This is a genomic window from Pantoea sp. ACRSB (genome assembly GCF_022346905.1).
GTDB classification, from domain to species: Bacteria; Pseudomonadota; Gammaproteobacteria; order Enterobacterales; family Enterobacteriaceae; genus Pantoea; species Pantoea piersonii.
On the sequence record NZ_JAKRNL010000001.1, the window covers coordinates 414,134 to 436,918 of the forward strand.

Annotated in this window: 26 protein-coding genes; 11 read left to right on the plus strand and 15 right to left on the minus strand. The window is 58.6% G+C overall.

Going from position 1 to position 22,785, the window contains the following annotated elements; genetic code table 11:
• The first annotated feature begins 118 nt into the window (after nucleotides 1-118).
• Together MHZ89_RS02020 and MHZ89_RS02025 are read left to right on the plus strand one after the other, a co-directional pair.
• Nucleotides 119-853: a flagellar regulator YcgR PilZN domain-containing protein gene (locus tag MHZ89_RS02020; RefSeq protein WP_311781654.1), complete on the plus strand. Its 735-nt coding sequence runs from the start codon at nucleotides 119-121 to the stop codon at nucleotides 851-853.
• A gap of 95 nt (nucleotides 854-948) precedes the next feature.
• Nucleotides 949-2,073, plus strand: a complete 1,125-nt coding sequence (locus MHZ89_RS02025) for a mechanosensitive ion channel family protein (RefSeq protein WP_311781655.1) — start codon at nucleotides 949-951, stop codon at nucleotides 2,071-2,073.
• 134 nt (nucleotides 2,074-2,207) lie between these two features.
• Here the strand turns inward: MHZ89_RS02025 and MHZ89_RS02030 are convergent, their stop codons facing one another.
• The 7 genes from MHZ89_RS02030 to MHZ89_RS02060 all read right to left on the minus strand — a co-directional run bounded on the left by MHZ89_RS02030 (nucleotide 2,208) and on the right by MHZ89_RS02060 (nucleotide 9,742).
• On the minus strand, nucleotides 2,208-3,695 hold the full coding sequence (locus tag MHZ89_RS02030) for an FGGY-family carbohydrate kinase (protein ID WP_311781656.1): 1,488 nt from the start codon (nucleotides 3,693-3,695) through the stop codon (nucleotides 2,208-2,210).
• A 2-nt stretch (nucleotides 3,696-3,697) separates the two neighbouring features.
• The gene (locus MHZ89_RS02035) at nucleotides 3,698-4,642 is read right to left on the minus strand and encodes a transketolase family protein (RefSeq protein ID WP_269949138.1); all 945 of its coding nucleotides are present in this window, start codon (nucleotides 4,640-4,642) and stop codon (nucleotides 3,698-3,700) included.
• Nucleotides 4,635-5,465 carry a transketolase gene (locus MHZ89_RS02040; protein WP_120452218.1) on the minus strand — a complete coding sequence of 277 codons (831 nt, stop codon included), beginning with the start codon at nucleotides 5,463-5,465 and terminating at the stop codon, nucleotides 4,635-4,637. The genes MHZ89_RS02035 and MHZ89_RS02040 overlap by 8 nt, the downstream gene beginning before the upstream one ends.
• A 95-nt stretch (nucleotides 5,466-5,560) precedes the next feature.
• Nucleotides 5,561-6,667 carry an ABC transporter permease gene (locus MHZ89_RS02045; RefSeq protein WP_120452216.1) on the minus strand — a complete coding sequence of 369 codons (1,107 nt, stop codon included), beginning with the start codon at nucleotides 6,665-6,667 and terminating at the stop codon, nucleotides 5,561-5,563.
• A 2-nt stretch (nucleotides 6,668-6,669) separates the two neighbouring features.
• On the minus strand, nucleotides 6,670-8,184 hold the full coding sequence (locus MHZ89_RS02050; RefSeq protein WP_126688769.1) for a sugar ABC transporter ATP-binding protein: 1,515 nt from the start codon (nucleotides 8,182-8,184) through the stop codon (nucleotides 6,670-6,672).
• Nucleotides 8,181-8,789: a DUF2291 family protein gene (locus MHZ89_RS02055; protein ID WP_311781657.1), complete on the minus strand. Its 609-nt coding sequence runs from the start codon at nucleotides 8,787-8,789 to the stop codon at nucleotides 8,181-8,183. The genes MHZ89_RS02050 and MHZ89_RS02055 overlap by 4 nt, the downstream gene beginning before the upstream one ends.
• 11 nt (nucleotides 8,790-8,800) lie before the next feature.
• The gene (locus MHZ89_RS02060; RefSeq protein WP_126688767.1) at nucleotides 8,801-9,742 is read right to left on the minus strand and encodes a D-ribose ABC transporter substrate-binding protein; all 942 of its coding nucleotides are present in this window, start codon (nucleotides 9,740-9,742) and stop codon (nucleotides 8,801-8,803) included.
• Between the two features lie 183 nt (nucleotides 9,743-9,925).
• Here MHZ89_RS02060 and MHZ89_RS02065 point away from each other — a divergent pair, with 183 nt between their 5' ends.
• A complete protein-coding gene (locus tag MHZ89_RS02065; RefSeq protein ID WP_126688766.1) occupies nucleotides 9,926-10,873 on the plus strand; it encodes a sugar-binding transcriptional regulator in 948 nt (315 codons plus the stop codon).
• A gap of 4 nt (nucleotides 10,874-10,877) precedes the next feature.
• On the opposite strand, the gene emtA is transcribed toward MHZ89_RS02065, so the two are convergent.
• Nucleotides 10,878-11,507 carry a membrane-bound lytic murein transglycosylase EmtA gene (emtA, locus tag MHZ89_RS02070; protein WP_269949140.1) on the minus strand — a complete coding sequence of 210 codons (630 nt, stop codon included), beginning with the start codon at nucleotides 11,505-11,507 and terminating at the stop codon, nucleotides 10,878-10,880.
• A 167-nt stretch (nucleotides 11,508-11,674) separates the two neighbouring features.
• Here emtA and ldcA point away from each other — a divergent pair, with 167 nt between their 5' ends.
• Nucleotides 11,675-12,601 (plus strand): muramoyltetrapeptide carboxypeptidase, encoded by a 927-nt coding sequence (gene ldcA, locus MHZ89_RS02075; RefSeq protein ID WP_311781658.1) that lies wholly within the window; start codon nucleotides 11,675-11,677, stop codon nucleotides 12,599-12,601.
• Between the two features lie 22 nt (nucleotides 12,602-12,623).
• Nucleotides 12,624-13,286, plus strand: a complete 663-nt coding sequence (locus MHZ89_RS02080) for an MBL fold metallo-hydrolase (RefSeq protein WP_311781659.1) — start codon at nucleotides 12,624-12,626, stop codon at nucleotides 13,284-13,286.
• Here MHZ89_RS02080 and MHZ89_RS02085 read toward each other — a convergent pair whose 3' ends face one another.
• The 3 genes from MHZ89_RS02085 to MHZ89_RS02095 all read right to left on the minus strand — a co-directional run bounded on the left by MHZ89_RS02085 (nucleotide 13,287) and on the right by MHZ89_RS02095 (nucleotide 14,451).
• The gene (locus MHZ89_RS02085; RefSeq protein ID WP_126688763.1) at nucleotides 13,287-13,700 is read right to left on the minus strand and encodes a GNAT family N-acetyltransferase; all 414 of its coding nucleotides are present in this window, start codon (nucleotides 13,698-13,700) and stop codon (nucleotides 13,287-13,289) included.
• Between the two features lie 21 nt (nucleotides 13,701-13,721).
• On the minus strand, nucleotides 13,722-14,105 hold the full coding sequence (locus tag MHZ89_RS02090; protein ID WP_311781660.1) for a hypothetical protein: 384 nt from the start codon (nucleotides 14,103-14,105) through the stop codon (nucleotides 13,722-13,724).
• A gap of 121 nt (nucleotides 14,106-14,226) precedes the next feature.
• Complete coding sequence (locus MHZ89_RS02095; RefSeq protein ID WP_126688761.1) at nucleotides 14,227-14,451, minus strand: YgdI/YgdR family lipoprotein; 225 nt, start codon at nucleotides 14,449-14,451, stop codon at nucleotides 14,227-14,229.
• 98 nt (nucleotides 14,452-14,549) lie between these two features.
• Here MHZ89_RS02095 and MHZ89_RS02100 point away from each other — a divergent pair, with 98 nt between their 5' ends.
• Nucleotides 14,550-14,906 (plus strand): DUF4186 domain-containing protein, encoded by a 357-nt coding sequence (locus tag MHZ89_RS02100; protein WP_120452195.1) that lies wholly within the window; start codon nucleotides 14,550-14,552, stop codon nucleotides 14,904-14,906.
• A 37-nt stretch (nucleotides 14,907-14,943) separates the two neighbouring features.
• Here the strand turns inward: MHZ89_RS02100 and MHZ89_RS02105 are convergent, their stop codons facing one another.
• Entirely contained in the window at nucleotides 14,944-15,123 is a 180-nt protein-coding gene (locus tag MHZ89_RS02105) for a hypothetical protein (protein WP_311781661.1), read from the minus strand.
• Between the two features lie 214 nt (nucleotides 15,124-15,337).
• On the opposite strand from MHZ89_RS02105, the gene MHZ89_RS02110 reads away from it, so the two are divergent.
• A complete protein-coding gene (locus MHZ89_RS02110) occupies nucleotides 15,338-15,667 on the plus strand; it encodes a hypothetical protein (protein ID WP_126688758.1) in 330 nt (109 codons plus the stop codon).
• A 62-nt stretch (nucleotides 15,668-15,729) separates the two neighbouring features.
• Nucleotides 15,730-16,293 (plus strand): hypothetical protein, encoded by a 564-nt coding sequence (locus tag MHZ89_RS02115; protein WP_311781662.1) that lies wholly within the window; start codon nucleotides 15,730-15,732, stop codon nucleotides 16,291-16,293.
• 82 nt (nucleotides 16,294-16,375) lie between these two features.
• Here MHZ89_RS02115 and MHZ89_RS02120 read toward each other — a convergent pair whose 3' ends face one another.
• The gene (locus tag MHZ89_RS02120; RefSeq protein WP_311781663.1) at nucleotides 16,376-16,582 is read right to left on the minus strand and encodes a DUF2767 family protein; all 207 of its coding nucleotides are present in this window, start codon (nucleotides 16,580-16,582) and stop codon (nucleotides 16,376-16,378) included.
• Between the two features lie 140 nt (nucleotides 16,583-16,722).
• Complete coding sequence (locus MHZ89_RS02125; protein ID WP_311781664.1) at nucleotides 16,723-17,157, minus strand: nuclear transport factor 2 family protein; 435 nt, start codon at nucleotides 17,155-17,157, stop codon at nucleotides 16,723-16,725.
• Between the two features lie 88 nt (nucleotides 17,158-17,245).
• Here MHZ89_RS02125 and MHZ89_RS02130 point away from each other — a divergent pair, with 88 nt between their 5' ends.
• On the plus strand, nucleotides 17,246-17,983 hold the full coding sequence (locus tag MHZ89_RS02130) for a helix-turn-helix transcriptional regulator (RefSeq protein WP_311781665.1): 738 nt from the start codon (nucleotides 17,246-17,248) through the stop codon (nucleotides 17,981-17,983).
• A 320-nt stretch (nucleotides 17,984-18,303) separates the two neighbouring features.
• Here the strand turns inward: MHZ89_RS02130 and MHZ89_RS02135 are convergent, their stop codons facing one another.
• A complete protein-coding gene (locus MHZ89_RS02135) occupies nucleotides 18,304-19,797 on the minus strand; it encodes a PLP-dependent aminotransferase family protein (RefSeq protein WP_311781666.1) in 1,494 nt (497 codons plus the stop codon).
• 110 nt (nucleotides 19,798-19,907) lie between these two features.
• Between MHZ89_RS02135 and gabT the strand changes: the two genes are divergently transcribed.
• Entirely contained in the window at nucleotides 19,908-21,194 is a 1,287-nt protein-coding gene (gene gabT / locus MHZ89_RS02140) for a 4-aminobutyrate--2-oxoglutarate transaminase (RefSeq protein WP_311781667.1), read from the plus strand.
• Between the two features lie 81 nt (nucleotides 21,195-21,275).
• A complete protein-coding gene (gabP, locus tag MHZ89_RS02145) occupies nucleotides 21,276-22,691 on the plus strand; it encodes a GABA permease (protein ID WP_311781668.1) in 1,416 nt (471 codons plus the stop codon).
• Nucleotides 22,692-22,785: the final 94 nt, after the last annotated feature.

A 22,785-nucleotide genomic window follows, 5' to 3' on the forward strand; every position in this document is an offset into this window, starting at 1 on the left:
AAAAAGCGATGCAAAAAGTTGACTTAAAAACCTAAAGCTTCCTCAGGGGACGCCGATAACGGTCAGAGAATAAAGGATTAACGAACCGCAAATTTACCCTCTCTTTTGGAGCCAGGAAGTGAAAGAAGCCGATAAAGAACAGTATCTCAAACGTGGCACGCTGGCAGTTTTAGGCGTGATGAAGGATCTGCTACGTTTTCAGACGCCCTTGATGGTCACTTTTTCACGCGGCCAGTTTATCAGCCGTATGCTGGACGCCGACAAAGAACGCATTATCTTCGATCTTGGCAGCAATAATCTCGACAACGAATACATCCTTTCCAGCCACGACGTCAGCATCACCGCTGAAACCCATGGTGCCAGGGTGGAGTTCAGCCTGACCGGGCTGGAGAAAACGCTTTTTGAGGGTCTTCCCGCCTTTAGCGCGCCGCTGCCTGAGCTGCTGTGGCAAATTCAGCGCCGGGAGTTTTTCCGTATCTCCGCCCCGCTGGAGCCGACCTTTTACTGCCACAGCGAGTGGCCCAATGGCAAAAAGGTGCGCTTTCGCCTGCAGGATCTCTCGCTGGGCGGCATCGGCGTGCTGGTGGACGAGGCGCTGCCGGACGGACTGAACAGCGGCGACAAGTTCAAAAACCTGCGCGTTGAGCTGGGCGAATATGGTCAGTTTGAAGTGGGCGCGCAGCTGCTGCATATCGGCGAGCGCAGCGTGGTGAGCAGCAAAAACGAAACGCGCGTCACGCCGCGCCTCAGCTTCCGCTTTACCGCGATAGAGCCGTTGCAGGAGCGTCAGCTGCAGCAGGTCATCTTCGCCCTTGAGCGCCTGGCGCGCGATAAAGCGAATCGATTCCAGTAATTATTCAGTGATTTGCGCTGCCTCCAGGCGCATCCAGGCTATGCTTCTCCTTGCTCTCTTTTTTAAATCGCCTTCGGGCAAGGAGAAACATCCCCATGGAAAAATGGCTCTCATCCGGCTTTTTTCAGCGTCTTTTTCTTAACGAAACTTTCTGGATCAACAGCGCTATCGTGGTGGCGGGAACGCTGGTGATCTACTGGCTGTTGCGCAGCGCCATCCGTTTTATCTCCAGTCGCATCGCGCGCTACAGCGAACAGCGCCACGTGCGCCTCACCTCGATTCTGGTGGAGATCCTGCGCAGCACCAGCCAGCTGCTGCTGCTGATATTTTCGCTGCTGATCGCCCTGCGCTTTATCGACGTGCCCCCCAGCTGGAACGGGTTTATTTCCCACGGCTGGTTCCTGGCGTTTGCCGTCCAGCTTGCCATGTGGATCGACTGCGGCATCCGGCTGTGGCTGCATAATCTGCTGCGCGATCCGCTGCACGTTCGTAATCCGGTGACCACGGTAATCCTCGGCATTCTGCTGCGCGTAGTGGTCTGGGTGATGATGCTGCTCGCTATTCTGTCGAATATGGGCATCAACATTACCGCACTGGTGGCGAGTCTCGGCGTGGGCGGTATTGCCATCGCGCTGGCGATCCAGACGGTGCTGAGCGACGTTTTCGCCTCGCTGGCGATTGGCTTTGACAAGCCTTTCGAACACGGTGATTTTATCGTGTTCGGCGATATCGCTGGCTCTATCGAACATATCGGCCTGAAGACCACCCGCCTGCGCAGCCTGAGCGGCGAGCAGATCGTCTGTTCGAATACCATTTTGCTGCAGCAGACGATCCACAACTACAAGCGCATGCAGCAGCGACGCATCCTGTTTCGTTTCGGGCTGAGCTACGGCACACCTTCCGCGCAGGTGCGAGAAGTCAGCGAGCTGGTGAAGTCGATTATTCAGGGCATTGAGCTGACCCGCTTCGACCGCGCCCACTTTTTCGCTTTTGAGGATTCAAAGCTGACCTTCGAAGTGGTCTATTTCGTGCTCGACGCCGACTACAACAAATATATGGATATTCAGCAGGAGATTAACCTGCAGCTGATGGCGGCGCTGGAGCAGCGCGATATCCGCTTCGCCTTCCCGATCCGTCAGGTGGAGTTCAGCGGCGGCCGGATACCGCCTGTGGAGATGCTGCGCGCGGAGAACGACGAGCAGGAAGCGCGTCGGGCCTGATTTTTAAGGCCATACGGATGCTAAAAAAGGACGCGGGCCAGGGGCGGCCCGCGCCGAGGCGCAGGGATGCGTTATGCCTCTTTGCGATCGGCCAAAACGTCCGTGACCCGACACTCTGCCTCCCTGGCTAACATTCACGCGGGCTGAAACCGGCAGCGCGCCACCGCCTCAACCCAGCCCTGGTAATTCTCCCGCATCGCCTGCGCCCGTTCGGTACGCGGCTCTACGCGCGTGCCACCCTGCAGCGCCTGCATTTCACTGCCCTGCTGCCACCATCCCAGCACCTTGCCCGCCAGCAGCGCCGCGCCAAGCGCCGAGACCTCCGCCGTCGGCGCGCGCAGCAGCGGGCGTTGCAGCACGTCCGCCTGTAGCTGCATCAGCCAGTCGTTGGCGGTCGCGCTGCCGTCCACGCAGAGCGCCGACAGCCGCTGGCCGCTCGCCTGCTCCATAGCGAAAAAAACGTCGGCGATCTGAAAGGCGATCGACTCCAGCGCCACGCGCGCCAGCACCGCGGGGGTAGCGGCGTCGGTCAGGCCGCATACCATGCCGCGCGCCCGAAGATCCCACCAGGGCGCGCCCAGCCCGGAGAGCGCCGGTACAAAATAGATGCCCTGATTGTGATCGGTGGTTTGCGCCAGCGCGGTCAGCTCGCGCGGGTCCTGTATGCCGAGCATTTTGCCCAGCCAGGCCGCGCCGGAGCCGGTATGGGTGATATTACCTTCGAAGGCGAAGCGCAGCGCGCCGTCGTGCCAGGCCACGGTCGTGCTGAGGCCGTTGTCGGTCAGCAGCGGCGACGCCATCGACATCATCAGAGAGGAGCCGGTGCCATAGGTCGCTTTTACGACCTCCTCGTCGCCGCGGCGCTGCGCCTGCAGCGCCGCATGGGAGTCGCCGATGCGCGACAGGATCGGCGTGCCCGGTGCCAGACCGGGTATCACGCTAATCGCTACCGCGCCCTGCTCGCTGGCCGACGGCACAATGGTCGGGAGCGCGGCGCGCGGCAGCTGGAACAGCCGCAGCAGTTCATCGTCCCAGTCATTGCTGTGCAGGCTGTAGAGCTGGGTGCGCGCGGCGTTGGCGTGATCGGTGACGAAGATTTCTCCCGCGCTCAGCTGCCAGCTAAGCCAGCTGTCAACCGTACCGATGCAAAGCTCGCCCGCCGCCGCGCGCGCCGCGCCGTCCGGGATTGCCGCCAGCATGCCGGTGAGCTTGGCCGCCGGAAACATTGGATCCACCGCCAGGCCGGTCAGTCCGGTGATGCGCGTGGCGTTGCCCGCGGCGCGCAGGTCGCGGCAGAACGCCTCCGAGCGGCGATCCTGCCAGCTCACCAGCGGCGTCAGCGGTTTGCCGTCGCGCCGCTGCCAGATCAGCACCGACTCGCGCTGATTGCTGATCGCCACCGCCGCGACGGGCGCGCCGCCGCACTGCGCCAGACAGTCGGTCACCGCCTGCTGTACCGCCTGCCAGATAGCCAGCGCGTCCTGCTCCGCCAGCCCCGGCTGCGGATGCGACAGCGTCAGCGGCTGGCTGCCGCGCGCGACCACGCGGCCCAGGCGATTAACGGCGATCGCTTTGGCATTGGTGGTGCCTTCGTCAATCGCCAGAATAAGGGCGTCATCCATGGTCAGGCTCCCGCGCAAATGCGCACTGCACTGTTGACGACGCTCGCGGCATCGATGCCGTGATGCGCCCGCGTTGAGGCGCGATCGCCCGCAATAGCGTACTGGCCGTCAGGAATGCCCAGGCGCAGCAGCGGAATGGCGCAGCCGCCTTCCGCCAGCACCTCAGCCACCAGGCTGCCGACGCCGCCGTTGACGTTGTGCTCTTCCACGCTGATCGCGGCTGGATAGTGATTTAGCAGGTTGCGCAGCTGTTGGGTATCACAAGGTCTGATGGATGGAACGCTGATCACACCCGCCGAGATCCCTTTTTCCGCCAGCAGTTCCGCTGCGCGAACAATCTCATGCACCGTCGAGCCCATCGCCACCAGCGCGATATCCTTGCCTTCGCGCAGCTGATCGATCCTGCCCGGTTCGAAGCGGTAGTTTTCATCATGCAGCTGCGGCAGATCTTTGCCGTCGAGACGGATATAGACCGGCCCGACATGTTCGATGGCGTAGTCAATTATCTGGCGGCACTCCAGCGGGCAGGAGGGCGCATAGATTTCGATATTGCCGAAGCCGCGCATCACCGCGATATCGTCGATGCTGTGGTGCGTGCTGGCGAGCGGGCCGTAGCTGGCACCGGCGTTCAGACCGAACAGCTTGACGTTGGTGTTGTTGTAGCAGACGTCCACCTTAACCTGCTCGTTGGCGCGCGAAACCAGAAACGGCGCGGCGTTGCAGGTTACGGCGATCTTGCCGCCCAGCGCCAGACCGGCAGCGGTGCCCACCAGCGTCTGTTCAGCGATGCCAACGTTCACCAGCCGATCGGGAAAAGCTTTAATAAAAGGCGAAATTTTTGCGGTGGAGGTGGAGTCAGCCACCACCGGCACCAGATCCACGCCGCGATTTACCGCGTCGATAAAGGCGGTCACCATAACGCTGGCTAAATGTTGTGCATTACTCATCTTTCAGTTCCTCCAGTGCCAGTTCGATCTCTTCGCCTTTCGGCACGCGGTGGTGCCACTCCGCCTTGCTCTGAATAAAGGAGACGCCATAGCCTTTTTCGGTATGCGCCACAATGACCTGCGGCTTGCCGTTCTGCGGCAGGCTTTCAATGGTGTTGACCACTTCCGCCATGTCGTTGCCGTTGCACTCCGTCACCTCTAGCCCAAAAGCACGCCATTTTTCCGGCAGCGGATCGGTATTCATAATGTCGCGCGTGGCGCCCGCCAGCTGCAGCTTGTTCTTGTCGTTGATGATGATCAGGTTGTCGAGGCCGTAATGAGCCGCTACCAGCGCTGCTTCCCAGTTGCTGCCCTCCGCCAGCTCGCCGTCGCCGGTTACCACGAAGATGCGCCGTTTGCTGCCATCTTTTTTCGCCGCCAGCGCCAGACCCACCGCGACCGGCAGTCCGTGGCCGAGCGCACCGGTATTCAGCTCCACGCCCGGCGTTTTCTGCCTTACCGGATGGCCCGGCAGGTGCGAATCCGAGTGCTGATAGGTCGGCAGCCAGTCGACGGGAAAATAACCCGCCTCTGCCAGCACGCAGTAGTAACCGCCGACGGCATGACCTTTTGACTGGATATAGATATCGCGCTGCGGATCCTCGACGCGATCCGGCGCGCAGTTAAGAATGCGAAAGTAGAGCGCGGTCAGAATATCAGCCTGCGACAGATCCGCGCCGGTATGGCCGCCCGCCGGGCTGCCCGCGTTAAGCTGGATAATACGGCGGCGTACGGCACGCGCTTTACGCTGCAGTTCGTCGACCGGGAGCTTGAAAGGATTCATACGTCACCTCTGAATTAAAAATCATATACGAATATATATTCATAACGGGTAAAAAAAGGGGGTGCAGCAAAGTAACCCGCCTGCACCGCCACCGATTAACTTTTCGCTTCGCCGCCCTCCTCGATCAGCGCCTTCTGCGCCACCACCGCCGCTTTCTGCTGCATGCGGTTTTGCATCTGGTCGATGATGACGGCGATGATGATGACGATGCCTTTGATCACCATCTGCCAGAATTCGCTGACGCCCATCATAATCAGGCCGTCGGCGAGAAAGCCGATCACAAACGCGCCGACCAGCGTGCCGAGAATGGTGCCACGTCCACCCGCCAGCGAGGTGCCGCCCAGCACCACCGCCGCAATGGCGTTCATCTCAAACGAGGTGCCGTTAGCGGGGTGGCTGGCCACCAGCTGCGACGACACCACGATGCCCGCTATCGCCGCGCAGAAGCCGGAGAGCGTATAGACCCAGATTTTCACCTGCTTCACTTTGACGCCGGAAAGCTCCGCGGCGCGTTCGTTATCGCCGATGGCGTAGACCTGGCGGCCGAACGGCAGACGACGGGCGATATAGGCGATTACCAGCGCCAGCACGATCATCATCCAGATGGCGTAGGGCAGACCGAGCAGCGATCCGGCGCCGATGCGGTCGAAGCCGGTATTGCCGAGCAGCGGGTTGCCCTGTAAGCCGGGAAAGGTTTCGCCGCCCGAGGTCAGCATTGCCGCGCCGCGCAGGATATACATGGTGCCCAGCGTGCAGATAAAGGGCGCGACGTTATAGCGGGTGATAATCCAGCCGTTCGCTGCGCCGATCAGGCCGCCCACCAGCAGCACCAGCGGCACTATCACCCAGACGCTGGGGAAGATGGCGATGCCGAACATCGGCAGAACGATCCCTTTGGTGATCAGCCAGCCGGCGATCATGCCGCACAGCCCGAGCGTCGCGCCGATAGAGAGATCGATGCCGGCGGTAATAATGACGAAGGTGATGCCCAGCGCCAGAAAGGCGTTGATGGCGATATGCTTCACCATAATCACCAGGCTGCCGAGCGCGAGAAAGTCCGGTACGGTAATTGCGAAGAAGCCGACAATTAAAAACAGCGCGATAAAGGTGCGCAGCTTCAGCAGCAGCAGAATAATGCTCTCGCGCGAGTTAAACGCTTTCGCCGGTTGTCCTGCCATCGTCATAGCGTTATTGCCTTTCATGCTCAGAACCCCTGTGCGCTTGCTTTTACCAGCGCTGACTCTTCCGCGTCGCCGCGCGGAATATCAGCCGTAAGTTTGCCGCCCGACATCACCAGGATGCGATCGGCCACCGCCATGATCTCTTTCAAATCGGAGGTGGAGAACAGCACCGCGATGCCCTGCTCCGACAGCCGCACCATCATGCGAAACACCTCCGCCTTGGCGCCGACGTCGATGCCGCGGCTCGGCTCGTCCAGCAGCAGCAGGCGTGGATTAGTCAGCAGCGAGCGTCCGATAACCACCTTCTGCTGATTGCCGCCGCTTAGGGCGCTGATGGCCACCTCCGGCGAGGAGATTTTGATCGCCAGGTTGCCGACGGTGCTGGTCACTGCGGCCTGCTCCTCCTGTTGGGCGATGGCGAAGCGATGCGACAGCCGACGCCACAGGCTGGCGATGGTGAGATTGCTCGCCACCGACGACACCGGAAAAATGCCGGCGCGCTTGCGATCTTCCGGCACCAGGCTCATGCCCATACGGATGCGCTCGGCGGGCGGCAGGCGCGTCGGCACCGGCTTGCTGTCGAGCCAGATTTTGCCGAGATAGTTGCGTTCGCTGCCGAGCAAACACTCGAACAGCTCGGTGCGCCCCGCGCCCATCAGCCCGTAGATGCCGACGATCTCCCCGGCGCGCACGTTAAAGGTGACGTCATCCACCAGCGTGTTGCCGTTGGGGCTGACGCAGGTAATGTGCTCCGCCTCCAGCACCGCTGCGCCAAAGGTGCGCTGGTCCGGCAGAAAGTTGCTCATCGGCTCGCTGCCGAGCATTTCGCGCACGATCCAGGGCACGTCGATATCGCTGACCTGCGCTTCCGCCTGAAAGCGGCCGTCGCGCAGGATGGTGATGACGTCGCCGATCGCCATCAGCTCTTCAAGGCGATGGGAGATATAGATGATGGAGACGCCCTGACGCGTCAGCTCGCGGATGACGCGGAACAGAATCTCCACTTCGGTTTTGCTGAGCGCCGAAGTGGGCTCGTCGAGGATCAGGATGTCGGCGTCTTCCGCCAGCGCCTTCGCGATCTCCACCAGCTGCTGCTGCCCGACCTTGAGATTGCCGACGTGCTCTCTGGGCGAAATCGGCTGATCAAGGCGCGCCATCAGCGCGGCGGCCCGGCGCTCCTGCTCCGCTTCGTTAATGGGGCGGATGCCCCTTTGCAGCTCGCGGCCAAGAAAAATGTTCTCCGCCACCGACAGGTTCTCAAACAGGTTCAGCTCCTGGTGCACCATGCCAATGCCGAGCTTCGCGGCGGCGCGCGTGCTGCTCAGCACCACCTTTTCGCCGTTGAGAAAAAGTTCGCCGCTGGTGGGCTGCTGTACCCCCGCCAGAATTTTCATCAGGGTCGATTTGCCCGCGCCGTTTTCCCCGATAATCACGTTGACCTTGCCGCGCCAGACGCGATAGTCAACGCGATCCAGCGCCAGCGTACCGGGAAACAGCATGGTGATATGGTTTGCCTGCAGGATGATATCGTCGCTCATGGCGTCGCCCCCTGCTTCAGATCTACCGCCATCACGTTGTTGACCACGCCGTGACCCATCTCCACGGCCAGCAGCGCCTGCGCCGGTTTGCCTACCCAGCTGGCGTCCACCTTCGGCAGCTGCTGCACCGCGTGGCGGTTAAGCGCCCGGGTCAGCTGCGCGTACTGCACCTGATTGGTGAACTCCTCGAAGCGGAAACCCGCGGCATCGCGCAGCGCGTTGCTGCGGATAACCGGCCCGAGGCTCACGTTTACCGGCTTGCCGTTCAGCGTCAGGGTCAGGGTGCGCTCGCGGCTGTTGCTGTCGTCTATCGCCGTGACCGTACCGCTGGCGCGCACAAACACGCTTTCACTGCCGCCCGCCTTCACCGTTCCGCTTTTGGTTTCCATATCCGCCCAGCTCATGGCGTGCTGCCGGGCGGTGTCGAGCACCCGACTCTGCCAGCTCGCCTCCGCGATCTGCTGCGGCGTCTGATTGCTGTAGCCCGGTTTCGCATGCGGATCTTTCGGCATGATCGGATTGCCGCTGGCGTCGAGATCCACCACGGTACAGCCGCTTACTGCTATCGCCAGGATGACGGCCAGCGTCGCTCTCGTCCGTTTCATGCCGCCTCCGGTTACTTCGCCAGGTTAAAGTTTTTCAGCTTCGACGCGTTGCTGTCGTCAATCAGCACGCAGTCCATCAGCTGCTTCTCTTCTTTCTGCGCTTTACCGTTTTTCAGGTAGTAGTCCGCCTGCTCTACCGCCATCTGCGCCTGCGCCCAGCCCGGCTGCAGCACCGTAGCCTTGATGTTGCCTTTGTTGATAATGGAGTCGCGGGTGTAGTCGCTGCCGTCGAAGCCCACCACGATAACGTTGGTTTTACCCGCCGCTTTCAGCGCCGCTTCTGCGCCCAGCGCCATGGTATCGTTGCCGGAGATCACGCCGACGATGTTCGGGTTCTTCTGCAGAATGGTTTCCATGCGGCTGAACGCCTCGGTCTGGCTCCAGTTAGCGCTCTGCTGCGCCACCATCTTCATGTCGCTGTAGTCATCCAGCACGTCGTGATAGCCCTGCGAACGTACGCCGGCGTTGGTGTCGGACTCCTTGCCCAGCAGTTCGACGTAGCTGCCTTTGCCGTTCAGCAGTTTGGCGAACTTCTCTGCGCCGAGCTGCGCGCCCTGATAGTTGTTGGAGACAATCTGCGCCACGGCGATGCCGGTTTTGTTGATTTCGCGGTCGATAAGGAAGGTAGGAATGCCTGCATCTTTGGCTTTCTGCACCGGGCCGACGGTGGCGTCCGCCCCGGCGTTATCAAGGATAATCGCCTTCGCCTTGCGCGCGATGGCGGTTTCGATCAGCTGGTTCTGCTTGTTAACGTCATCGTCGTGCGACGCCACCAGGGTGGTGTAGCCGAGCGCTTTCGCTTTTTCCTGCGCGCCGTCCGCCTCTGCTTTAAAGAAGGGGTTGTCGTGAGAAGGGGTAATGATCGCCAGCAGGCCTTTATCAGCGGCGAGCGCGGCGGTCGAAAGCGCCATCAGTGAAGCCAGTAGGGTAATTTTGACGAGAGGTACGTTCATCGTTTATTCTCCGCTTGAATAAATATTCAATTGCGATTTTATATGCAATATGACTATGCACCCGCCTCTGCCGGGCGCGCAACCCTGAATGTTTAAAAAGCGAAAAAGATCACAAAATGTCCTGCGTTGTGATTTCTCGCATCCTGGTTAACAATACCAGGCCGAAACAGAGAGGAAGGATGAATGGCGAAACAGGATGAGCAACGGCTGATGGTGAAGATTGCCACGCTTTACTACAGCGAAGGGATGAAGCAGTCAGATATCGCGCAGATGCTGAAATTGTCGCAGTCTTTTGTCTCGCGCATTCTCAACCGCAGCGTGAAGGAAGGCGTGGTGAAAATCAGCGTCGTGCCGCCCGCAAATATCTTTCCGGCGCTGGAGAAGGCGATCGAGCAGACCTACGGGCTGCCGCAGGCGATTGTGGTGGACGTGCCGGAAAACGCCTCTCAGCAGCAGATCAAGCAGGCGATCGGCTCGGCGGCGGCGCACTATCTGGAGACGCGGCTGCGCGCCGACGAGCTGATTGGCATCTCCTCCTGGAGCGGCACCATTCGCGCTATGGTGGATGCGCTGCACCCTTTTAACGCCGCCTGCAAAGGGGTGATCCAGCTGCTGGGCGGCGTCGGCGCTAACGGCAACGTGCAGGCGACCATTCTGACGCAGAACCTGGCGGCGCTGCTTAACTGCCCCTCCTGGCTGCTGCCTTCGCAGTCGATCGAGCACTCGGTGCAGGATCGTCAGCGGCTGGCGGCGAATCCCGACGTCGCGGAGGTGCTGGAGAAGTTCGATCAGGTGGATCTGGCTATTGTCGGCATCGGCGATCTGGAGCCGTCGGCGCTGCTGCGCAACTCCGGCAACTATTATGATGAGGAGATGCTGCGCACCCTGGCGCAGCGCGGCGCGGTGGGCGATATCTGCCTGCACTACTTCGACGCGCAGGGCGAACCGGTGCTGAGCGCGGAGGAAGATCCGGTGATAGGCATGGAGCTGGCGCAGGTGCGCAAATGTCCGCAGGTGGTCGCGCTGGCGGGCAGCAAGGAAAAAGCGCACGCTATTCGCGGCGCGCTGCGCGGCGGCTACGTTAACGTCTTGATTGTGGATTACCCCACCGCGCGGCTGCTGGTGGAGTAAAGCCTTAAATAGTGCGGTACGCCGTGGTGACTTTCCACAGGTAACGCGGCGCCTGCGCAGCGGGATGCTTGTTCTGGACGTGCTGGTAGAACTCGTCCGGCGACATAGCGTTAATCATGGCGATAGCCCGGTCGCGGTCGCGGGAGAAGGTGCGCAGCAGCGCGCCTGCGCCGTTGGCGTACGAGACGATAGTGGCGTAGCGCAGCGTCAGCGGATTGCGGATGCCGGAGAGCGCCGACTGCTGCAGGATGCGGATATAGGCAGTGCCGATATCGATATTTTTCGCCGGATCGCGCAGTTCGGCGTTGGAGGGTTGGCCGCGACGTCCCTGCACGCGATAGACCTCCCTGCCCGCCGTCGAGGCTTTGATCTGCATCAGGCCCACCGCGTTGGAGCGGCTGACGACGCCGGGATTGCCACCCGATTCGACAGTAATAATGGCGCTGATCAGCTTCTCATCAACGCCATAATGACTGGCGGCATCTTCGGTGAACATTGACCAGGCAGCATTGATATTCGAGGGCGGCGCCTGGGTTAACGGCGTGTTTGGCTGCCTGACGACCTGTTTTGACGGTTCGCTGGCGCAGCCGGTCAGCAGCAACGCAGAAAGGGCAAGATATCGAAATTTCACCAATTTTTCATCCTGATGCAATAGGGTCGGAGGCTATCATACCTGGCGCGCGCCGCAGCAAAATTACCGTTTATCCTAATTGCATAAAAAACCGTGTCGCGCAGTGACTTCCGTCGCGCTTTTCGTCATCATCGGCCAGATAAATGCCCGCTAACCGCAGGAATAGCCTTATGATTTCGCGTTCTTTTCATCTCGTTTCGCCCTCCGGATATTGTCATAACCAGCCTGCCGCCTGGCGCGGCGTCGAACGGCTGCGCGCGGCGGGCCATCAGGTCAATAACCTTGAGACCATCGGCCGCCGCTTTCAGCGCTTCGCCGGTACCGACGCTGAGCGTCTCGCCGAATTTAACCAGCTGGCGCAGCTTGAGACATTGCCCGACATCGTGCTGGCGGTACGCGGTGGCTACGGCGCCAGCCGCCTGCTGGCGCATATCGATTACGTCGCGCTGCAGCGCCGTCTGCTCAATCAGCCGCTGGCCCTGTGCGGCCACAGCGATTTTACCGCCCTGCAGCTGGCGCTGCTGGCGCAGACCGGCCTTATCAGCTTCAGCGCGCCGATGCTGGCCGGTAACTTCGGCGCGGAGGCTTTATCTGAATTTACGCTGGCTCACTTCTGGCAGGCGCTGACTTCGCCTACAGTCAATGTTGGCTGGCGCAGCGAGACGCCGGACAGCGGTGAATGGCAGGGAACGCTGTGGGGCGGCAATCTGGCGATGATCTGCTCGCTGATCGGCACCCCCTGGCTGCCGCAGTTCGACGACGGCATTCTGGTGATCGAGGATGTGAATGAGCACCCGTTCCGCGTCGAGCGCATGCTGATCCAGCTGCAGCAGAGCGGCATTCTGGCGCGGCAGCGCGCCATTATTACCGGCAGCTTTACCAGCACCGCGATGAGTGACTATGACAACGGTTTTGATTACGCCAGCGTCTGGCAGTACCTGCGCGACATGACCGGCCTGCCGGTGATCAGCGATCTGGCCTTTGGTCACGATGCGGATACCGTGACGCTGCCGATCGGCGCGCGCGCGCAGCTGCGCGTGGCGAACCATCAGGCTGAACTACAGGCCACTGGCCATCCCGTTTTACCCGAGCATTAAGCCGTTCTCAGGGAGATCGCCATTGAAGCCGCTGTACGACGATTTGTGGATCTCCACGCCGGAATTTCCGGGGGAAGATACTATTGATGATTTAATGATGCATGGCTTTATGCTGCGTCATCCGCGCGGCAACCTGCTGATTGGCCGCGTGGAGCATCCGCTCGATCATGAAGTGCTGGCCGACGAAGGCGGCGTAATTCGCCACTATCTGACCCACTGGCACGAAGCCGCGCCCGGCGCTATCGCCATTCAGCAGCGCTTTAACAGCGCCCTTTACTGCCACAGCCGCTCTATCGGCCCCGTCAGCCGGGTGCTGGAGCCGGATGACACCTTTACCCAGCAGGAGACGCACTTCGGCGACTTCCATCTGCTGCCGACGCCGGGCCATACGCCAGGCAGCAGCAGCTTTCTTTACGCCTCGCCGCTGGGCCGCACCTACCTGTTCGTCGGCGCTACCCTGACGCGCGACCACCATCGCTGGGTTACTCTTCTCGCCCCGGACAGCAATCCGCACGAGCTGCAGCAGTCGCTGGAGTTCTACCGCACGCTGCGGCCCGATGTGGTGTTGATGAGCACCACGCGCGGCCATCTCTCGTGGGTCGAAGTCACGCTGCAGAGCTGGCTGGCGGCGATAGACGAGGCGGAGCAGCAGCCGCTGGATATGCGCCAGCAGCCGCTGTTTTGATTACAGCGTTTTGCTCAGATAGTGACGCTGATGATGGCGCGGGTAGTTATCCAGGCTGAAACGCAGCGTGTAGCCTGACTTTTCATAAAAGGGGCGCGCCTGGAAGCTGGCGGTATCGACCTGCGCATAGCAGCAGCCGCGCCGACGCGCCTCCTCTTCCGCCGCGTTGAGCAGCCTGCTGCCAACGCCCTGCCCGCGCAGCGCCTCACTGACCCACAGCATATCGATGCGCAGCCAGTTGCCGGTGGTCGAGCCGGTCAGCCCCGCCAGCTTTTTGCCATGCTCGTCCGTGACGAAAACGCCGATGGACTTCAATTCGTCGATATTGATAAAACGGCTGTTAAAACTATTCAGACCGAGGCGCACCTCATCCAGATCCTGATGCGTGACCGCATCCGTAACGTTCAGTTGCATAGACTCTCCGGCTAAAGCGGGTTAAGAGTGCGGATGGTCGCGATCGTCATAAGGCTCCAGCGACAGCTGATCGACATCGCGCGTTTCACTGCGGCTACAGGGTATCAGCCGGTCGCTGTCGTGGTAAACGAAGAAGGTCTCTTCGCTCGCGTTGTTGACGATCAGCTGGTCGCCGTTGCGGAAGCGGGTAATGGAAACGTTGTCGCCGCCCTCTAAGCGGGTGCGCTGCTGACCAGCGGCAATCTGAAAGTGGTGCTGCGGCCAGGTTAAGGTGCTCAGGCCATATTCGGCGCGGGAGATGGTCATTGTCGGGCGACCGGGACAGGTGATCTGGAACTGGGTTTCGCTCCACGCGGGTGCAATGTAACAGCTCAGCAAGCCGAGGGTGAAAAGAGTGGCTTTCATTTTCAGGCTCCGTCGAAGTTATGCTCTGATTTGGTTATCTATTTTCAGAGTAACACACCAGACGGACGGGAAAAGCGGAACGACCCGCATGGTGCGGGCCGAAGTGTGACAAAAGCTGTCGTTAGTTCCCGACCTGCGACATATCTTTGATGGTGTCGCGATTAATTTGCTGCTCTTTACCGTAGACATCTTTGTAGGTGATCATACCGGTGTCGTCATCCACCTTCGGCTTGCCCTGCGTCACAATGGTGCGGCCGTCGTTGGTATGCAGAATATGGTCATTAGCGCAGCCGGCCAGCAGCAGGCTCAGGCTCAGCGCACCAGTCAGCATCAGCGTTTTTTTCATATATCCTCCCTTGCTGGTTTCGCTTTAGGTTTAGCACAGCATAACGAAAGCGAAACCAGGATAAGGTTTAAAACGCATTGATTCCTAAAGGAGATTCTATGAACCGGGAAGATGCCCTGTTCCAGCGGCTGGCACAGTCGCCGTTTCGCCGCCGCTTCCACCTGGGCGTAAAAGAGCGCGACTACTGTCTGGCGAAAGGACCGGAGGTTATTGACAGGCACGCGGCGGATTTTGTCGCACAGCGCCTGGCGCAGGCGGAGCCGAAGAACGACGGCAAACAGACGCCGATGCGTGGTCATCCGGTGTTTATCGCTCAGCACGCTACGGCAACCTGCTGTCGTGGCTGTCTGGCGAAGTGGCACGGCATCGCTGCCCATCAACCGCTGACCAGCGAGCAGCAGGCGTGGATTGTCGGCGTGATCCACCGCTGGCTGGTAAAGGAAATGAATTCGTAGAAGCCCGGCGCCGCATCATGCAACCCCGGGCTGAAGTTTATTCCGCCGCAACCTCGGCGGCGATCAGCATTAACGCCAGCGAGGCGTTTTCCTCGTCGTATCCCTGCATAACATCGCGGATCGCAGCAACGCAGGAGACTACCTGCTGCTTCTTTTCCGCTTCAAGCCTCTCGATCGCATGACGAATAATCATTAGACTGGCTTCTTCTTCTTTCATTAAATTTCCCTTAAATCGCCCAACTGGTGCGCAAAGATGGCAAGAATACCTTTAATATGCTACTCAAGTCACCCTCTGGCACGTTTAAAGCTTAACTATTAATCAAAGTGCAAATTGGATGCCGCGCCAGACCTGCTATGATCACAATAGCCGGGACGCAACGCATCAAACATCAGCGCCACGGGATTCCCAGGGATTGAAGCAGGTACAGGATATGTTGCGACTCACCTTTTGCATTTTTATTACGCTACTTGCTGGCTGTGCCTCCGGCCCGAAAGGGGTGGATTGCCCCGGCGAGGTCAGCACCATTTACGGCCAGCCGCTGGGGCAGACGCGGGCAACAATTTTTGACCTCGTCAACGCCTTTACCATCAGCCGCGATGGCGTCAAAGTGCAGAGTGGGACACTGCAATCGCTGGATCGTTTCAAATATGTCCCCTCCGCCGTTACGCCGGAAGGCTACTACGCGCAGCGGCTGTCGGATAAGCAGTTCCGCCTGATTAATCCGCACGAAGACACCATGATTACCTGGACGTGCCCTTAGACGTGCGTCCTGCGGCCAGATAGTCTATTGTCATGGCTTGTCAGGCTGCAGGCTCATCTCTTATGGAAAAGCGACTGGATAATAACGGCTATATTGATTTCCCCTTCCCCGCCACGCGCAATGAGGATGGTTCAGTGAACCCCTGCGGCATCGATCTTACGCTGCAAACGGAGCGTATTGATGAGATTGCGGTGCTGGCGCAGTCGGCGAATCTTCGTCGTCTGCTGGAGGAGGTGAATCTGCAGGACGGGCTGTTTATGACGCTGGCCTGCGACTGGCAGCAGCGCGACGATGCGGTGTGCGGATTTATTGATTTCGCCTTTCGCCCTGAATTGCCCGTCACCCAGGAAGAGACGCTGACGCTCGATCAGGTTTTTGGACGCTACCTGCGCGAACAGGCAACGCAGCATCGTATGGAGCCGGACGCTTTACTTAACTATGCCCGCTGCGTGCTTGACTGGGGCTGGTCGCCGCTGCGCCAGCGCGCGCGGGAATATGAAAAGGTAACGGTGATGTACTACTGTCAGCAGCGTGACGAGGCGGAGTGGTGCTTTGATCATCTGCGTCATTTTCTGGTGAGCTGGTACCCTGCCAGCCGCCCTGGGCTGCTGGCGCAGCAGGCATAGCCATTGGCGCCGACGCAAACGGCGCTTCCTTGCTCTGTAGACCCGCGTATTTACGCTTGCCCGCTCCTGGCCTCTGTGCTTTTCACAGCTTAACCAGACGAATCGCGTGCTCCAGCATACGCTGCTCATCGCGCTCGCTGTGCGAACGATGCTGACGCGCGCGTTTCAGCAGATCTGAAATATCACCCCGCCGCGTCTCCCGGCCCGACTCAGCCAGCACCACCACTGCATCGCCAATCACCCGGCACACTTCATCGTAGTCATCTTCATTTAATACGTCGCGCTTCATCGCTCCTCCTGTTTCGCCCCGTCGGCCGCTATAAATGAGTATCCAGAAACAGTAGTCAGGATTGACGCAGCCTGCAAACCAGACGCCTGGGGGAAGGCACAGGGGCTTAAGTTCTGTTATCCGATAGCGCAGCGGCAACTTTATACTGTCTTGCTCTGGTGCAGTCTGGCAGTTGGCGGCGCTTCTATTCTGCTGGCGAGATCCCGATCAACAGGATGCCCGCTCAGCATTCTGGTTAGCTCTTCGCAGCGAATAATTTTACCGGACGAGAGGGTAAAACAAGCGAAAACTTCAAACTGACTGTTGCCATCCTGGCTTTTTTTAACCTCAACAAAGTGATGGGTGAATACCGTATCACCTTCTGCGGCAACGGATTTTATATTAATTATTATCTGGCTTGTCACAAGCTTAAGCGTTTTCATATGACTGAGAAAGTCAGCATATTCCAGCTTATGACCGTCGACTATTTGCTGATAAACGGAAGAAAAATAAGTTTTGATTTTATCTTCATCATGCGCGGGATTACCGACCACTTCCTGCAAAGCATTAATAACTATTTCAATTGAGTTTTTCATCTCACTCTCCTTTTATATAACACTCTACATAAAAGATGAGAGAGAGTAATATCCGTATAACGACATTTTATACGGTTAATCAGCCATTATGATGAAAACAAGATCATTCAGATATGGTGCGAAACACGCTACCTCCAGCCATAAACATGCCGCTGGGCAGGTATACTGGCTTGATCATGGCATCATGGTGATAGAAACGACGCTTTCTCAATGGACCGTTACGCCGGGTACAGTAGGATGGTTTCCGCCTGGCCTGGAGCATAGCGCCTGGGTTCCGGGAAATGTAACAGGTCATAGTCTGTATATAGATCCACCAGCCTGTATTAACTTTCCCCTTTATGCCGGTATCTATGGGGCCGATGCCTTTACCACAGCCTTGCTGAACAGGTGCCAAAATAGTGGTTCTCATTCCACACCAGACTACCAGGAGACGCTGCTAAAACTCCTTGGCTATGAAGTGATGCAATGCACAGCGTTACCGCTTGAGTTGAGGCTGCCAACAGACCAGCGCGCGCGTAACGTTGCGAATGAATTACTCAATAATCCAGCATCCCATCTGGATCAAAGCCAGCTGGCCCAGCAATTTGGCCTCAGCGTCAGAAGCCTTAGCCGCTTGTTTAATCAGCAGGCCGGACTGAGTTTTAGTCAGTGGCGGCAGCAGGCAAAAATATTAGCTTCGTTGCAATGGATACTTGCAGGATTGCCAGTATATGAAGTCGCATCTCTGAGCGGTTACAGCAACGTCAGCGCTTATATAGACGTATTCCGTCAGCGTTTTGGGAAAACTCCCGCGCAGTTCCAGCTGGCCTGGCAGCAAACCGGATGACATTAAATGAGCGGGTTTCCTGTGCGTTTCTATCCTGTTATTTCTGGTTAAATGTCTGGGTAACAATTTATCGCCGCATCAGCCAGTCGCGCTGATTTTAACGTTAAAATAAATAGCCGGTCAGGATGCAGGTGTTATGAACTACATAATCCTAATCGGCTTTAAAAAAACTGGTTATCAATATTCTCCACAAGCTATTTCCCTGATATTTATATTTCGCAGAGTTAAGCGCAGATCGCCTGTTATCAGGCATGAAAACCCTGTCAGGGATTGATTATCAGGAATCCAGGCTGATGTCAGCTGTTCACCCTGAACAGTATTTACTTAGCTGAAGCATCAACCTTAATACCCGCCTCGATCAAACACCCTTTCAGCACGCCGAACGCGTCCTGACACTGCCGTTCATTGACGCAGGCGTAACCGAGCAGCAGCCCGCGCAAGCTCTGCGGATGCATATAGTATTGCGACAATGGCCGCACCTTAACGCCACGCTTCAGCGCCTGTGCGGCAATAGCCACATCGTCGCAGCCCGATGGCAGATGCAGCACCAGATGTAATCCCGCGTCATGGTTGACCGGCGACAGAAATGACGGCCCCAGATAGCGCTCAATCAGTTTGCATAAAAACTGACGCCGCTGGCCGTAAAGCAAGCGCATGCGGCGGATATGATCCATATAATGCCCCTGCCGTATAAACTCGCCCAGCGCACGCTGGATCAGCAGATGACCGCCGCGATAAAGCTCAGAAGCCGCGATGCGCAACGGTTCGGCCAGCATCTTCGGCACCACTATGTAGCCAATGCGCAGCGCCGGATAAAGCGTCTTGCTAAAAGTGCCCATATAGATCACCGGCGCATCCGCTTCCAGCCCCTGCAAAGAGGGATAAGGCTGGCCTGAGAAGCGAAATTCGCTGTCGTAATCATCTTCGATAATCCAGCTCTGGTGACGCCTCGCCAGCGCTAAAAGCGCCTTCCGTCTTGCCAGGCTAAGGTGAACGCCCAAAGGATACTGATGTGAAGGCGTCACAAACACCATCCTGGGCGGCAGCCCCGGCTTTGGCACAATCCCTTCGCTGTCCACCGGCATCGCCCGGATTTTAAGGCCGTTTTTACGCAGCAGGTTGCGCGTGCCCCAGTAACCCGGCTCCTCCATCCATACAAGGTCGCCCGGATCGCAGAGCACGCACGAGACCAGATCGACCGCCTGATGCACGCCTTCGGTTATCAGAATTTGATCTGCATCGGCCTTGACCGAACGCGCCACGCGCAGATACTCCGCCAGCGCATGGCGAAGATCGGGGCAGCCACCGCCGCTGCTGTAAATCAGCCGATAGACATCAGGATCGCGATTCAGCTTTGCCTGAATCTGGCTAAAAAGCTTATGCGGAAATTCCGTGACGTCGGGCGCGCCGGGTACAAAGGCGCCCCACTGATAGGGAGAGGCGGTGGCGTGCCCTAACAGCGTTGCACCCCGTTTTGACAGGGTTGCCGGCAGCGGCGTGGAGGCAGGCTGTAGCAGATCGGTGGCGTGGCTTTGCAGACAGATTTCCGGCAGCGTCTCCGCAATCCAGGTGCCACTGCCGGTGCGGGCCGTCACATAGCCCTGCGCCATCAAACTTTCATAAACATGCAGTACGGTGTTTCGTGACACCCCAAGCTCTCGGGCCATATCGCGCGTCGGCGGCAAGCGCCCGCCGCGTGGAAAAACGCCCTCAATGATTGCGGCCTGCATACAGGTCAGCAGTCGCTGCTGCAGCGAGCCACTCGGTAAAAACTGCAATCGTGCTAATAAGTGATCGGCGTAAAGCAGCTGCAATTGGCTCCATCCCTCTCTGTGAAATTGGCTCTGGCAACTTACCTTCTCGCACGCATAAATAAAAGCGTTTGTCGGGAAATGTAAATAAGCATATGAGCGAGGTGGATGAGATGAGCGAACAAAATATCCTGATGCAGCAGCGCAAAGCACAGGCTTTACCCCGCGGCACCGGCACGCTGTGCGACTGGTATGTGGCGCGGGCGGAAAACGCAACCCTGTGGGATAACGAGGGCAACAGCTGGATCGACTTCGCTGGCGGCATCGCGGTGCTCAACACCGGCCATCGCCATCCGCGCATCGAACAGGCGGTGGCCCATCAGTTAACAAAATTTACGCATACCGCATTTCAAATCACTCCGTACGAAAGCTATATCGCCCTGGCTGAACGCATCAACCAGCGGGTGCCCGTTGCCGGCCAGGCTAAAACAGCCTTCTTCACCACTGGCGCAGAAGCGGTAGAAAATGCGGTCAAAATCGCACGTGCTTATACCCGCCGCCCTGGCGTGATCGCCTTTGGCAACGCCTTTCACGGTCGCACCCTGATGACCATGGCGATGACCGGCAAGGTCGCCCCCTATAAGCGTGATTTCGGCCCGATGCCCGCCTCGGTGTTTCATGCGCGCTATCCCAGCGCGGTACAAGGCATCACTGTCGATGCGGCGCTAGCCAGCCTCGACGCGCTTTTCACTCAGGATATCGCTCCGCTGGACGTAGCCGCGATCGTGCTGGAGCCGGTGCAGGGCGAAGGCGGTTTCCATGCCGCGCCGGTTGAGTTTATGGTCAGGCTGCGTCAGCTGGCCGATAGCTACGGCATTCTGCTTATCGCCGACGAGGTGCAGAGCGGTTTTGCCCGCACCGGTAAGCTGTTCGCCATGGAGCACTATCCGGTGAAAGCGGATTTAATCACCATGGCAAAAAGCCTGGCGGGCGGCCTGCCGCTTTCCGCCGTATCAGGGCGGGCAGAGGTTATGGATGCGCCAGGTCCGGGCGGCCTCGGCGGCACCTATGCTGGCAATCCGCTGGCGATCGCCGCAGCGCATGCGGTGCTCGACGTCATCGAAGAGGAGCAGCTCTGCGCGCGGGCCGCTGAGCTTGGCGGCAGGCTTGAAGCCGAGCTACAGACCTTCCGTAAGCAGTGTCCTGCGATTGCCGATGTCCGCGCGTTAGGGTCGATGGTGGCCGTTGAATTTACCGAGACCGCCACCGCGCAGGCGGTGCAGAAAAAGGCGATGGAGAACGGCCTGCTGCTGCTGACCTGCGGTGCAAAAGGCAACGTTATTCGTTTTCTTTATCCGCTGACCATTCCTGACCAGCAGTTCCGCCAGGCGCTGGACATTTTAACCTCAGTACTCAACCACTGCGCCGCTGACGTCGTAAAAAGCGCCGTAACCGCCTGATCCTTTCCGGCTCGCTGCGGCGAGCCCATCCCCTGCTCGCCCCGGACACAAAAGCCCGGGGACCGTTCTGGAGACGTTCTGATGACAACAACGCAGACTGCAAATGAAGATGCACTGGCACAAAACCTGAAGCCGCGCCACGTACGCATGTTGTCAATTGCGGGCGTAATTGGCGCCGGCCTGTTTGTGGGCTCCGGCCACGCGATTTACGAGGCAGGCCCGGCGGTACTGATCGCCTACGCTGCCGCCGGTGCGCTGGTGGTACTGATAATGCGCATGCTGGCTGAAATGGCGGTCTCTCTGCCCGATTCAGGTTCTTTTTCAACCTATGCCGACAAGGCGCTGGGCCGCTGGGCCGGCTTCACTATCGGCTGGCTCTACTGGTGGTTTTGGGTACTGGTTATTCCGCTGGAAGCCAACGCTGCCGGCACCATCCTGCACGCCTGGTTCCCCCAGATCGCCATCTGGCAGTTCACCCTGGCTATCACGCTGTTTTTAACCATCACCAATCTGCTGAGCGTGAAAAACTATGGCGAGTTTGAATTCTGGTTTGCGCTGCTCAAGGTAGCGGCGATTGTGGCGTTTTTGTGTGCTGCTGGCCTGGCCGTGTCAGGCTTGATGCCCAACAGCAGCACCAGCGGCCTTCAGCACCTCTACGATACGCAAGGCTTTATGCCCAACGGCATGGGTAAGGTGATGGCAGCGATTCTGACCACGATGTTTTCTTTTATGGGCACCGAGATTGTGACCATCGCCGCCGCCGAATCAAAGAATCCAGGCAAGCAGATCACTAAGGCCACTAACTCGGTTATCTGGCGTATCGCGCTGTTCTACCTGCTGTCGATTTTCTTTGTGGTGGCGCTGGTGCCGTGGAATTCCCCGACGCTGATTGAGCATGGTTCTTACCAGGCCGCGCTTCAGGCGATGAATATTCCCCATGCCAGGCTGATTGTGGATATTGTCGTGTTAATGGCGGTATGCAGCTGTCTTAACTCGGCGCTTTATACTTCGTCACGCATGCTCTATTCCCTGTCGTGTCGCAAAGATGCGCCCGCGGCGGCCTCACGCACGAATCGCAGCGGTACGCCATGGGTTGCAGTGCTGCTCTCAACCGCTGCCGCTTTTGTCGCGGTTGTGGCTAACTACCTGGCGCCCAGCGTGGTATTCGAATTTTTGCTGGCAAGCTCTGGCGCTATCGCACTGCTGGTGTACCTGGTGATTGCCGCCTCTCATCTGGTGCTGCGCAAAAAGCGCGAAAAAGCGGGCGAAAAGCTGAGTTACCGCATGTGGCTGTTCCCCGGCCTGACCTGGATTACCATACTCTTTATCGTTACCGTACTGGTTTCTATGCTGTTCAATGCTCAGCATCAGACCGAGCTGCTGGCGACCGGCGGCCTCACGCTGGCGATTATCGCCGCCAGCCTGATCGTGCCTCGTAAAAAGAGTAAGCGACAGAAAACGCGCTTCTATGCGGTTCACTCCTCTGAAAACTCCTGACCTGACTAACAGGACGCGCAACATGTTATGTAATGAAGCGCGTCCCTGTTCAGTAACTGCAAGCGTTACGTATGTAGCGACATGCTTATGGCCC

Excerpts from the sequence above, each read along its gene's own strand:
- ldcA (WP_311781658.1), top strand. The coding sequence starts at position 11,675 with ATGATTTCGCGTTCTTTTCATCTCGTTTCGCCCTCCGGATATTGTCAT.
- MHZ89_RS02100 (WP_120452195.1), top strand. The coding sequence starts at position 14,550 with ATGAACCGGGAAGATGCCCTGTTCCAGCGGCTGGCACAGTCGCCGTTT.
- MHZ89_RS02110 (WP_126688758.1), top strand. The coding sequence starts at position 15,338 with ATGTTGCGACTCACCTTTTGCATTTTTATTACGCTACTTGCTGGCTGT.
- MHZ89_RS02115 (WP_311781662.1), top strand. The coding sequence starts at position 15,730 with ATGGAAAAGCGACTGGATAATAACGGCTATATTGATTTCCCCTTCCCC.
- MHZ89_RS02030 (WP_311781656.1), bottom strand. The coding sequence starts at position 3,695 with ATGGATGACGCCCTTATTCTGGCGATTGACGAAGGCACCACCAATGCC.
- MHZ89_RS02065 (WP_126688766.1), top strand. The coding sequence starts at position 9,926 with ATGGCGAAACAGGATGAGCAACGGCTGATGGTGAAGATTGCCACGCTT.
- MHZ89_RS02130 (WP_311781665.1), top strand. The coding sequence starts at position 17,246 with ATGATGAAAACAAGATCATTCAGATATGGTGCGAAACACGCTACCTCC.
- MHZ89_RS02055 (WP_311781657.1), bottom strand. The coding sequence starts at position 8,789 with ATGAAACGGACGAGAGCGACGCTGGCCGTCATCCTGGCGATAGCAGTA.
- MHZ89_RS02125 (WP_311781664.1), bottom strand. The coding sequence starts at position 17,157 with ATGAAAAACTCAATTGAAATAGTTATTAATGCTTTGCAGGAAGTGGTC.
- gabP (WP_311781668.1), top strand. The coding sequence starts at position 21,276 with ATGACAACAACGCAGACTGCAAATGAAGATGCACTGGCACAAAACCTG.
- MHZ89_RS02120 (WP_311781663.1), bottom strand. The coding sequence starts at position 16,582 with ATGAAGCGCGACGTATTAAATGAAGATGACTACGATGAAGTGTGCCGG.
- MHZ89_RS02025 (WP_311781655.1), top strand. The coding sequence starts at position 949 with ATGGAAAAATGGCTCTCATCCGGCTTTTTTCAGCGTCTTTTTCTTAAC.
- gabT (WP_311781667.1), top strand. The coding sequence starts at position 19,908 with ATGAGCGAACAAAATATCCTGATGCAGCAGCGCAAAGCACAGGCTTTA.
- MHZ89_RS02085 (WP_126688763.1), bottom strand. The coding sequence starts at position 13,700 with ATGCAACTGAACGTTACGGATGCGGTCACGCATCAGGATCTGGATGAG.
- MHZ89_RS02040 (WP_120452218.1), bottom strand. The coding sequence starts at position 5,465 with ATGAATCCTTTCAAGCTCCCGGTCGACGAACTGCAGCGTAAAGCGCGT.
- MHZ89_RS02090 (WP_311781660.1), bottom strand. The coding sequence starts at position 14,105 with ATGAAAGCCACTCTTTTCACCCTCGGCTTGCTGAGCTGTTACATTGCA.
- MHZ89_RS02060 (WP_126688767.1), bottom strand. The coding sequence starts at position 9,742 with ATGAACGTACCTCTCGTCAAAATTACCCTACTGGCTTCACTGATGGCG.
- MHZ89_RS02095 (WP_126688761.1), bottom strand. The coding sequence starts at position 14,451 with ATGAAAAAAACGCTGATGCTGACTGGTGCGCTGAGCCTGAGCCTGCTG.
- MHZ89_RS02035 (WP_269949138.1), bottom strand. The coding sequence starts at position 4,642 with ATGAGTAATGCACAACATTTAGCCAGCGTTATGGTGACCGCCTTTATC.
- MHZ89_RS02105 (WP_311781661.1), bottom strand. The coding sequence starts at position 15,123 with ATGAAAGAAGAAGAAGCCAGTCTAATGATTATTCGTCATGCGATCGAG.
- MHZ89_RS02050 (WP_126688769.1), bottom strand. The coding sequence starts at position 8,184 with ATGAGCGACGATATCATCCTGCAGGCAAACCATATCACCATGCTGTTT.
- MHZ89_RS02045 (WP_120452216.1), bottom strand. The coding sequence starts at position 6,667 with ATGAAAGGCAATAACGCTATGACGATGGCAGGACAACCGGCGAAAGCG.